Below are 903 nucleotides of genomic sequence, written 5' to 3' on the forward strand. Positions count from 1 at the left end.
ATGATAATCAAAAAGATACACTTTCGCAATTAACGAAGTCATTAATTGCTTATGAAGAGAAATTGGCTAGTAAAGATGCGGGTTCTAAAATTAAACTATTGCAACAGCAAGTCGATGCCAAAGATGCAGTAATGACAAAAGCGATTAAAGATAAAAATAAAGCAGAGCTAGAATCGCTGAACAATAGTTTGAATCAGATTTGGACAAGTAATGAAACGGTAATTCGCAATTATGACGCAAATCAATATGGACAAATTGAAGTCGCATTACTGCAACTTAGAATCGCAATTCATAAGTCGCCATTAGATACAGCGAAAGTGTCACATGCTTGGACAACTTTTAAATCAAATATTGATCATGTCGATAAGAAAAGTGATACGTCTGCAAAAGATCAATACCATGTATCACAATTAAATGATGAGTTAGAGAAGGCGATTAAAGCTATCGACGACAATCAATTGTGGGATGCTGATGCTGCGCTTACACATTTTATAGAAATTTGGCCGTATGTTGAAGGTCAAATTCAAACTAAAGACGGTGCTTTGTATACGAAAATTGAAGATAAAATACCATATTATCAAAGTGTATTAGACGAACATAATAAAGCACATGTGAAAGATGGTTTAGTAGATTTAAATAACCAAATTAAAGAGGTTGTTGGCCATAGTTATAGCTTTGTTGATGTGATGATTATCTTTTTACGTGAAGGTCTAGAAGTGTTATTAATTGTAATGACATTGACTACTATGACGCGTAATGTCAAAGATAAGAAGGGTACTGCAAGTGTGATTGGTGGTGCAATTGCCGGACTTGTACTGAGTATTATCTTAGCAATTACGTTTGTAGAAACTTTAGGGAATAGTGGCATTCTTCGTGAAAGTATGGAAGCGGGATTAGGTATCG

Annotated in this window: 1 protein-coding gene; it reads left to right on the top strand. The window is 34.7% G+C overall.

From position 1 onward, the window contains the following. Positions 1 to 903: FTR1 family protein (locus tag IDG60_RS27710; RefSeq protein ID WP_206160936.1), on the top strand; the 903-nt coding region annotated here is incomplete at both ends.

The organism is Staphylococcus sp. EG-SA-2 (genome assembly GCF_017152085.1).